The organism is Wolbachia endosymbiont of Nomada ferruginata, from assembly GCF_001675785.1.
Classification (GTDB): Bacteria; Pseudomonadota; Alphaproteobacteria; order Rickettsiales; family Anaplasmataceae; genus Wolbachia; species Wolbachia pipientis.
Map to the genome: position 1 here is coordinate 1 of NZ_LYUY01000052.1, position 9,499 is coordinate 9,499.

Genomic DNA, 9,499 nt, shown 5'->3' on the forward strand with positions numbered 1-9,499 from the left:
ATTAAACATGTCACTGAATAAAACGATATACGAAGGTAAAGCGAAAGCCATTATTGAAACTGAAGACTCATCAACTGTTATACAGCACTTTAAAGATGATGTTACAGCATTCAATAAGGAAAAATATGAAATTATTGAGAGCAAAGGAATAATTAATAATCATGTTAGTGCTTTTATCATGGAAAAGCTTGAGAAAGCAGGAATTAGCACACACTTTATAAAAACTCTGAATGAAAGAGAGCAGCTAGTCAAAAAACTCAAAATCATACCTCTTGAAGTAGTAGTAAGGAACGTTGCAGCTGGCAGCTTTTGCAAACGTTTTAATATCAAAGAAGGTGAGAGGCTTGCATCTCCTATAATCGAGTTTTTTTACAAAAATGATGACCTAGCCGACCCAATGGTAAATGAAAATCACATACTGTATTTTGATTGGCTATCTAGCAAAGAAATGGATGAAGTAAAAACTACAACTTTAAAGATCAACGAAATCCTAATTGATTTATTCTCAAATGCAGGCATAGATCTAGTTGACCTTAAATTGGAATTTGGCAGATTGATAAATGACAGTACTAAAATCATTTTAGCCGATGAAATCAGCCCTGATAACTGCAGGTTATGGGATAAAAATACTTATAAAAAGCTAGATAAAGACGTCTTTCGTTTGAATTTAGGCAACTTGAAAAAAGCATACTTAGAAGTTGCGGAAAGATTGTCAGTAGAGTTAGGTTAACTAAATACTACTCTATCAAGTGGAGGGTTACATGCCTCATCAAGTTTTCCAATAATTTCAATTTTTTCTCCACGTTTTTGGAAATGATTTTTCACGTTTTGCATATTCTCAGAACTTACGATCAATACCATACCAATACCACAATTAAATGTTTTTAGCATTTCTTTCTTCTCTATTTTACCCTCCTTTGTTAGCCATAAAAATATATCTGGCCATTTCCAGGAATTAATGTCTATGTTTGCAAATAAGTTTTTTGGAAGAATTCGCGGAATATTGTCTACCAAACCACCACCCGTGATGTGCGCAATACCTTTTACTTGTGACATGATAGGCAGCAAAGAATTAACATATATTTTTGTTGGTTCAAGTAGTATTTCACTCCAAGATTTATTATTCCATAGAGATGTATCGTTATAATTTATATCTAAGCTTTTGAAAACATGGCGCACTAAAGAAAACCCATTTGAGTGAATTCCACTTGACTCTAAGCCAACTATATAATCACCTGCTTTCATCATACTACAGTTTGGAAGAATTTGCTTTCGATCAACTACACCAACCACAAACCCTGCAAGGTCATAGTGATTATTACCATACATTCCAGGCATTTCTGCAGTTTCCCCACCAACCAATGCTATTTTAGCTTGCTTGCACCCCTTTGCAATGCCTTGGACCACAGATAATAAAACGTCCTTGCTCAAAACACCTGTTGCAAAGTAATCAAGGAAAAATAAAGGCGTTGCTCCTTGTGCAAGTAAGTCATTTACACACATTGCAACTAAATCTATACCTATAGTATCATGTTTATTCACTTCTTGAGCTATCAACAGTTTCGTACCTACTCCATCAGTTGAGGAAACGAGTACTGGATGGTCATACTTCTTACTTAGTGCAGCAAAATCAAATAACGCAGAAAATGAACCTATTTCGCTGATTACTTCTTCTCTAGTAGTTTCTTGAGCAATAGGCTTGACTTCTTTTATTAACTTATTATATAGTTCAATATCTATTCCTGATCTAGTATAAGTATTCATAATCCTTTTATAAATTTTAAAATTGTTAATACTATATTAATGCCTTGATATAAAAAGTGCAACGAAACTTTCTCTTAATTGACTATTATATACTTACCAATATAGGGTAACTTAAATCATTTATAATTATCCAATGAACGAAAATACCAAAAACATACTATTAATAACGGAACTGCTATCAGGACGGCTGCTTCATGACTTTGCTAACTCTATGAATGGAATAACGTTTGGCGTAGAAGAGCTTGAAGTAATAGATAAGAATGATGCTGATACGCAGAAGGAAGCGTTGTTGTTTCTTAAAGAAAGCTCCGATGATTTAATATATAAACATAAAGTTATGAAGCAGGCATATTCTTCTTCAATGGATAATTATAGCTTTGATAAGACCAAATCTAATATCGAAAATTATTTATTAAAAAAAAAGTAAAGCTTACGTGGAAAATAGACGCATACTCTGCAAAAAACAAGGAAGATTTAATTGAAAAGATAAATAAGATAATTTCTAATATGGTGCTAACTATAGCCAGTGCAGTGGCGGAAGTTGAACTAGTATCTGTTTTACTGAGTCAAACAGAAGATAAAATGCTATTAACTATAAAAATTCTAAATGAACACAAACCAATAAGCAAATCATTAGTAGACAAATTAATCAAAAAAAATGACACTAATTTAAATACAAAAGATATTAATATCTATATGACCTCTTTATTATTAGAGTACTATAACACTGAAATGCATTATACTTGCGAAAATAATTTGCTGGAAATAGGTTTAACTATAACTTGAGTTGCATATTTGGTTATTACAACTTTTTCTTCGTGTCAAGGCAAGGCATTTCCCGATAAGGGGTACCAAATCTAATTTTTGTAATCACTTAAGTCTAGTACTATTTTATTAATGTAGCGCTCATTTGCATCTTTGATGATAAACTTCATACCATTTTTATATTTAATGACTTCATCTACAGAAGGCACTTTACCAGCAATCGAAAGAATCAAACCACCAAGTGTAACATAGTCTTCTTCAGGGTCACGTAATTCTATTTTTAGATCCTCTTCTATATCTTTTATAAGAGCCCTTGCTGATACTTCAAACTTATTTTGAGACAATTCAGTAATGGTATATTCTGAATTTATTTCGTTTTCACTATCAATGTTTGGTATTAGTTCCTCTATAAGATCAGTCATTGAAATTAAACCATCAGTTCCACCATATTCATCCAATACGATAGCTAAGCATGATTTAGAAGAGTTCATCCTAACAAAAAGATTAGTTGTCTTCATCGAGGGTGGAACAAATATTACGCTTTGTATAATATGTTTCAGATTAAAATTTTTATCCCTATTAAAAATAACATCTTTTACATAAAAAAAGCCTATTACGTTATCAAAGTTATTTTTATAAATTGGTATTTTAGTGTGGCAAGTGTTTTTTATCTTCTTTATTATTTCACGCTCGCTTGACTCAATGTCTACTGCGCATATCTCTGTACGTGGAGTCATTATATCCATTATACCACAATCGCGGAATTTTAATAGACCATTAAATATATTAAGGTCTGGCAGATCTTTCATTAATGCCTCAGTCGCACACTTTTTCAACACAGAAGCTTTTTTGAAAAGGAAGAGAAAAATTCTATATGCTATTTTTTCTACTAAGGTTCTTTTTTTACTCAATTTATTCCCTGTAATGGCAAAAACGTTTTCAGATTAGATTTATCAAGAAAACTGTTATTAAATGTTTAATAAGCATGTGAATAATGTCAAATTAATTTGTGAATTATTTGTTGATATAAAATACCAACAATTGATCAACAACTTTTTCAACAACATATACATAGTTGTGTAACAATGCATGATGGCAAAGTATTTTCCATAAAAGAAAATTACTAACACTCTAAACACCTTACTTATACACATAAATCATAACAGAAAATCAATAATATACGAAAGTTACTCACATATTTATCCACAAGTTGAACAACGCCAATTTTTACTGAATTTTAAGTTAGTAACAAGTTATTGATAGAACTATTATTACTACTATACTTTAATATACAAAAGAATAAATAGAATAGATTGGAAAGCAGCAAAACAACAATAACGAGAATTATTAAGAGAAATGAGCCGGGTGGAAGAGTGCCTATCTGGCTAATGCGTCAGGCTGGCAGGTCTCTTCCTGAGTACCGCAAAGCAGTAGAAAATATGAATAATTTTATGGAGATATGCTACAACACAGATTTAGTGACAGAATTAACGTTACAGCCGGTGACAAGATTTGACATGGATGCGGCGATAATTTTTTCAGACATTTTAATAATAGCTGATGTTTTGGGTTGTGACGTGAATTTCGTACGCGGTGTAGGTCCAATAATAAAACCCGTGGAAAGTCCTAAGGAATTGAAGGGTCCACAAGAAATTGAAACTAAAACCTTACCAATTCTAAACGCTATAAAAAAAGTCAGAAGCCAATTACCAAAAGAAAAATCTCTCATAGGATTTGCTGGTGGACCATGGACAGTAGCCTCATACATCATAGAAGGTGGGAGCAGCAAAACTTTTTCCAAAGTATTAAATTTTTATCCTTCGTGTTTGAAGGAAATAATTGAACGAATAACGGAAGCAACGATTATTTATCTAATTAAACAGATAGAATTTGGAGCAGATGTTATTCAGCTATTTGACAGTAATGCTGGTGCGTTATCGGAACCATTGTTTAAAGAATATGTTATCGAACCAACAAAGAGAATTATCTTGGCAATAAAGGATAGATTTTCTGATTTTCCAATAATAGGTTTTCCAAGGTCTGCTGGAAATCTTTATAAGGATTACTGCGAACAAACAGGTGTATCTGCAGTAAGTATAGATTATAATGTTCCAATAAAATGGGCGAAAGCGAATCTAAACATCCCTCTACAAGGAAACCTTGATCCTAATCTTTTAGCCTATAATAAAACGGAAGCAATCAAAGAAGCAAAACGTATAATAGATTGCTTTAGAGATTTACCCTTCATATTTAATCTCGGACATGGAGTACTCCCTGATACTCCAGTTGAAAATATTGCTGCGTTGGTAAACCTGGTAAAAAGCTACTAATACAATACACAAAATTCCTAGCTTTTTTGTTGTACGGGGTTTATCATTTAAATTTAGCTTCAGTAAAATATGTCAGACCTTGCAAAAAGAATGTTCCTAATAAAACCATCACCTACGATTGCTGTAACTGATAAGGCAAATAAGTTGAAAAATGAAGGAAAAAAGATCTGTGTTTTAGCTGCAGGAGAACCGGATTTTGATACTCCAGATCATATAAAAAAAGCAGCTATTCAAGCAATAAGTGAAGGTAAGACTAAATATACTGCTGTTGATGGAACGCGTGAGCTGAAAGAAGCAATAATTAATAAGTTAAGAAAGGATAATAACCTCGAGTACACGCTTAACCAAATCTGTGTTGGTACAGGTGCTAAGCAGGTGTTATTCAATTTGTTCATGGCAACAATTAACTCTGGAGATGAAGTTATTATTCCAGCTCCTTATTGGGTTTCATATGTTGATATGGTAAGTCTTTTTGGCGGCTTGCCAGTTGTAGTAGAATGCAAACAAAATTTTAAACTGACAGCGGAATTATTGAAAAGCAAAATAACTAAAAAAACTAAATGGTTAATTCTTAACTCACCGAACAACCCTGCAGGAGCTGTGTACACGTATAATGAATTGAAAGACATAGCACAAATATTGCTTGAATATCCACATGTGAATGTCGTTACAGATGATATTTATGAGCATATAATATACGACGAAAAATTTTTTACTATCGCTCAGGTTGAGCCGAAGCTTTATGATAGAGTTTTTGTAGTCAATGGAGTATCAAAAGCCTATGCAATGACAGGCTGGAGAATAGGGTATATTGCAGGTAGAAGTGATGTGGTAAAAGCTATCTCTACGCTGCAGTCTCAAAGCACTTCTAATCCAAATTCGATAGCACAAGCAGCAGCAGCAGCAGCATTAAACGGTGATCATAGTTTTTTGAAAGAAAGAACAAGAATTTTTAAGAGTCGTAGAGATTTTATGGTGAAAGAGCTAAATTCTGCCCCGGGATTATCAGCATCTGTTCCACAAGGTGCGTTTTATTTATTTGTCTCATGTGAAGGATTGCTCAGTAAAAGCACAAAAAGTGGTAAGATAATAAATAATGATTTAGATTTTACTGAATACTTACTGGGAGATCATTTGGTTGCTGTGGTTCCAGGAATTGCATTTGGTCTAGAAAATTTTATCAGAATTTCTTATGCAACCTCTCAGGAACAATTAGAAATTGGATGTGATAGTATTACTAAAGCGTGCCAGGAGTTAAAATGAAATAGACTATCCATAAGTTGTATATTTTGCCATACTTCGCCAAGGTTATTTTGAATGTTCTAACTTGTGTTTTTCTATGGAAGGCATTTTTATTGATTGAGCAAGTGTCTTTCTAATATTGAATTCCTCATTTTTTTCACTTCGTTGCAGTAGGTTAATATTATTTATTTTATTTACTAAATCTTTCCCCTTTTCCAGAGTCTTTAAATCACTTTCGTTAATGTGATGTTCGTTGTAAAATTCTGCAACAATTTCTTTTCTTTTCGGGTGAGTATTTAAAAATTCCGACACCTGATGTTTAACAACAGCTTGAATAAATTTCTTATTAAATCTTGAATCGTTATATAGATCTTCTAAATTTTCATCGTAGTGTTTTGCTTCGTTTACAGCAAGCTTTATTATCTCTTCTATACCACTTAGAAGTTTCCTATACAATTTGTCGTATCTATTGCCTAGCACGTGTGTAGCGAATGTTTGTTCGATGTATTTTGTTATGTAATTTTGCAGTGTATTATCTATTGTGCTTATGCTCATCAGCCTAACTCAATGTTATATTAACTATTTTACATGTAGAAAGGTTAATATTGAGTTAATAGGGTACTTCTGAAGTCAAATTTTACTGAAAATTATGGTATTTAAGATATAATTGTCAGCATGGAATAAAAACATAAATAAAATGGATCTTGTAACAAAAGTGAAGCTCAAGATAAAGATGAATAAGGGCAAAATCATAAATATACTTATCATTTGTGGTGTAATTTTTTTCATATACCTTATTCATGAGCCAGTTATAAATATGGTAGAAAAAATTGTAAGTAAAATAAAAAGTCTCTTTTAAAAATTGCAAAAGTAAAATAGACTTTTTATATTACCCTCTGCCATACCAATCTGGGATCTAGAGGATTTAGTTAATATGTATAGTTGCTTACACTAGTTATCTATATTAAATTTCAATGGATCGAAATAAATATTTATTAAATTTTGATAAATATTTATTTTGTTTTTTATAACTAAAGTATCTATAACCCTAAATTTTAGCTGAGATTCATGTTGCAGAGGAATTTTTTAATCTGGTTGTTGGCGTCACTGTTTTATGCATACCAATATATATTACGCGTAATCCCAAATATTATAATTCCTGAATTGGTAGTAAGGTTTAATATAGGAACAACAGAAATAGGACAATTTTGTGGACTGTATTATGTAGGTTATGTGTTAGCACATATTCCTGTAGGTATTCTTTTAGATAGATTTGGTTCTAAAGTTGTTATACCGATTTGTATTGCATTAACATCTTTAGGTGCTTTACCTTTAGTCAGTTCTAATGATTGGAGTTATTCTATTATTGGAAGAATAATTACTGGTATTGGATCCTCTGCTTCAGTACTTGGACTCTTTAAAATAATAAGAATCTATTACCATAGAGAAAAATTTGCCATGATGTTCAGCATATCGGTTATTATTGGCATTTCAGGTGGTGTATTTGCCACCAAACCATTACATGTCTTACTTGATAAGTTTGGGTGGGATTATTTATTTACTGTGTGTATAATGCTTGGATTATTGCTTGCTTTAACTACCTTTATATCTATACCTAAAGTTGGCACCTCAGACGAAGAATTAAATATTAAAAATTTAAGCAAAGTTATATTTAATAAAGATATTTTATTGATAGGTTTGTTTGGCGGTTTTATGGTTGGACCATTAGAAGGCTTTGCAGATGCGTGGTCCGCAACATTCTTGCATGAGATGTACGCTATAGATAGACACATTGCATATAGCATTTCAAAATGGATACTAATAGGCTTTGGCTTTGGGCATTTATTACTTCCTTACATATTAGCAAAAAATCCAACCAAGCACTATGAAATAATAATTTCTTGTGCTATGGCCATGATAATTGTGTTCTTATTACTTTTTATATGCAATATTAGTGAACTCCTGGCATGTATATTACTATTCATTATTGGCCTTGCTTCTGCATACCAAATTGTTTTTACTGCTAAAGTTGTAAGTTGTGTAAAAAACGAAGCAGTAGCAAGTGCAGGATCTGTAGGTAATTCCATAGTTATGAGTTTTGGTTATCTTTTTCACGTCATTATTGCAAATATAATGAATTTTTATTGGAACGGTGAAATTATTGATGGAAAGCCATTTTATGGAACTGATGTAATGGTTAAGTCTATGTTAATAATACCTATATGCCTACTAATAGGAATGATAGGCTTTTGGTTACTTAAAGTTATAAGCTGTAAAAAGAGCTAAGCAGATTTAGATGATTAATATAGTATTGTTTTTTATAACTAAAGTATCTATAATCCTAAATTTTAGCTGAGATTCATGTTGCAGAGGAATTTTTTAATCTGGTTGTTGGAAACATAATTGCACCTGAATTAATAACAAAATTTAATATAAGTATTGCAGATGTTGGCCAGTTTGGCGGGTTATACTATGTAGGCTATACGCTGGCTCACATACCTATTGGTCTTGCTCTTGACAAATTCGGGCCAAAATTTGTTTTGCCTATTTGTATTATCTTAACATTTACCGGAACATTACCACTTATATGCTTTGATGAGTGGTATTATTCAATACTTGGCAGAATAGTCGTTGGAATTGGGTCATCCGCTTCAGCAATTGGGCTTTTTAAAGTTGCAAGCATGTATTTTGCGCAAGAAAAATCAGCAAGAATGGCCAGCTTATCTATAATAATAGGGTTATTAGGAGCTACTTGTGGTGGATTACCCCTGGACTTCTTACTCGATAAATTTGGTTGGGACTATGTTATTTACACTTTCTCAGTATTTGGTTGTTTACTTGCCTTACTGTTATTCTTTATAACGCCAAGCAGTAATGACCAGAAAGAAGTAAGTGTAAATGATAATATGTTTCAGGATTTAAAAACTGTACTTTTCAACAAACATGTCATTCTAATCGGCTTTTTTGGTGGCTTGATGGTTGGTCCATTGCAGGGTTTTGCTGATGCTTGGGCAAAAACGTTCTTGTGTGAAGTATATCAAATAACCACAGATCTAGCATCTTTACTTCCTTCTCTCATGTTTGTAGGCATGGGAGCTGGATCATTCTTTTTGGCTTACTTTCTAGAGAAATATCCAAATAAACATTACGAGGCAATTATTACATGTTCTTTTGCAATGATTGCCAGTTTCCTCTTGCTTTTCACGCAGGTTGGCGGTCTGTATATTGCGTTGCCGGCACTCCTTGTTATTGGTTTCGCATCTGGATATCAGGTGGTTACCATTTACAAAGCGATAAGTTATGTGAATAATAACTTGGTAGGTCTGGCTACAGCTGTGTCAAATATGATAGTCATGGTTTTTGGCTATTTTTTTCACACTGGGATCGCAAAAATAATA

At 32.6% G+C, this 9,499-nt stretch carries 10 protein-coding genes; 7 read left to right on the plus strand and 3 right to left on the minus strand.

What is annotated here, in order from left to right:
- The first annotated feature begins 7 nt into the window (after positions 1–7).
- On the plus strand, positions 8–730 hold the full coding sequence (purC, locus tag BA053_RS03765; protein ID WP_006279491.1) for a phosphoribosylaminoimidazolesuccinocarboxamide synthase: 723 nt from the start codon (positions 8–10) through the stop codon (positions 728–730).
- Here purC and purM read toward each other — a convergent pair.
- A complete protein-coding gene (purM, locus tag BA053_RS03770; protein ID WP_065094838.1) occupies positions 727–1,764 on the minus strand; it encodes a phosphoribosylformylglycinamidine cyclo-ligase in 1,038 nt (345 codons plus the stop codon). The genes purC and purM overlap by 4 nt on opposite strands.
- Before the next feature lie 133 nt (positions 1,765–1,897).
- On the opposite strand from purM, the gene BA053_RS03775 reads away from it, so the two are divergent.
- Positions 1,898–2,191: a hypothetical protein gene (locus tag BA053_RS03775; RefSeq protein WP_065094839.1), complete on the plus strand. Its 294-nt coding sequence runs from the start codon at positions 1,898–1,900 to the stop codon at positions 2,189–2,191.
- A gap of 14 nt (positions 2,192–2,205) precedes the next feature.
- Positions 2,206–2,550: a hypothetical protein gene (locus BA053_RS03780; protein WP_233395610.1), complete on the plus strand. Its 345-nt coding sequence runs from the start codon at positions 2,206–2,208 to the stop codon at positions 2,548–2,550.
- Between the two features lie 71 nt (positions 2,551–2,621).
- Here the strand turns inward: BA053_RS03780 and BA053_RS03785 are convergent, their stop codons facing one another.
- Positions 2,622–3,440: a transporter associated domain-containing protein gene (locus tag BA053_RS03785; RefSeq protein WP_007549273.1), complete on the minus strand. Its 819-nt coding sequence runs from the start codon at positions 3,438–3,440 to the stop codon at positions 2,622–2,624.
- A gap of 402 nt (positions 3,441–3,842) precedes the next feature.
- Here BA053_RS03785 and hemE point away from each other — a divergent pair, with 402 nt between their 5' ends.
- Both hemE and BA053_RS03795 read left to right on the plus strand, forming a co-directional pair.
- The gene (gene hemE, locus BA053_RS03790; protein ID WP_065094840.1) at positions 3,843–4,859 is read left to right on the plus strand and encodes a uroporphyrinogen decarboxylase; all 1,017 of its coding nucleotides are present in this window, start codon (positions 3,843–3,845) and stop codon (positions 4,857–4,859) included.
- Positions 4,860–4,928: 69 nt separating this feature from the next.
- Positions 4,929–6,122, plus strand: coding sequence for a pyridoxal phosphate-dependent aminotransferase (locus tag BA053_RS03795; protein WP_065094841.1), 1,194 nt, complete (start codon positions 4,929–4,931; stop codon positions 6,120–6,122).
- 45 nt (positions 6,123–6,167) lie between these two features.
- Here the strand turns inward: BA053_RS03795 and BA053_RS03800 are convergent, their stop codons facing one another.
- Positions 6,168–6,656, minus strand: coding sequence for a hypothetical protein (locus tag BA053_RS03800; protein ID WP_065095366.1), 489 nt, complete (start codon positions 6,654–6,656; stop codon positions 6,168–6,170).
- 516 nt (positions 6,657–7,172) lie between these two features.
- On the opposite strand from BA053_RS03800, the gene BA053_RS03810 reads away from it, so the two are divergent.
- Positions 7,173–8,387, plus strand: coding sequence for an MFS transporter (locus BA053_RS03810; RefSeq protein WP_065094844.1), 1,215 nt, complete (start codon positions 7,173–7,175; stop codon positions 8,385–8,387).
- A 152-nt stretch (positions 8,388–8,539) separates the two neighbouring features.
- Positions 8,540–9,499, plus strand: a 960-nt coding sequence (locus tag BA053_RS03815; RefSeq protein WP_458695151.1) for an MFS transporter, incomplete at its 3' end; no start/stop codon positions are given.

Excerpts from the sequence above, each read along its gene's own strand:
- purC (WP_006279491.1), top strand. The coding sequence starts at position 8 with ATGTCACTGAATAAAACGATATACGAAGGTAAAGCGAAAGCCATTATT.
- BA053_RS03800 (WP_065095366.1), bottom strand. The coding sequence starts at position 6,656 with ATGAGCATAAGCACAATAGATAATACACTGCAAAATTACATAACAAAA.
- purM (WP_065094838.1), bottom strand. The coding sequence starts at position 1,764 with ATGAATACTTATACTAGATCAGGAATAGATATTGAACTATATAATAAG.
- BA053_RS03775 (WP_065094839.1), top strand. The coding sequence starts at position 1,898 with ATGAACGAAAATACCAAAAACATACTATTAATAACGGAACTGCTATCA.
- BA053_RS03795 (WP_065094841.1), top strand. The coding sequence starts at position 4,929 with ATGTCAGACCTTGCAAAAAGAATGTTCCTAATAAAACCATCACCTACG.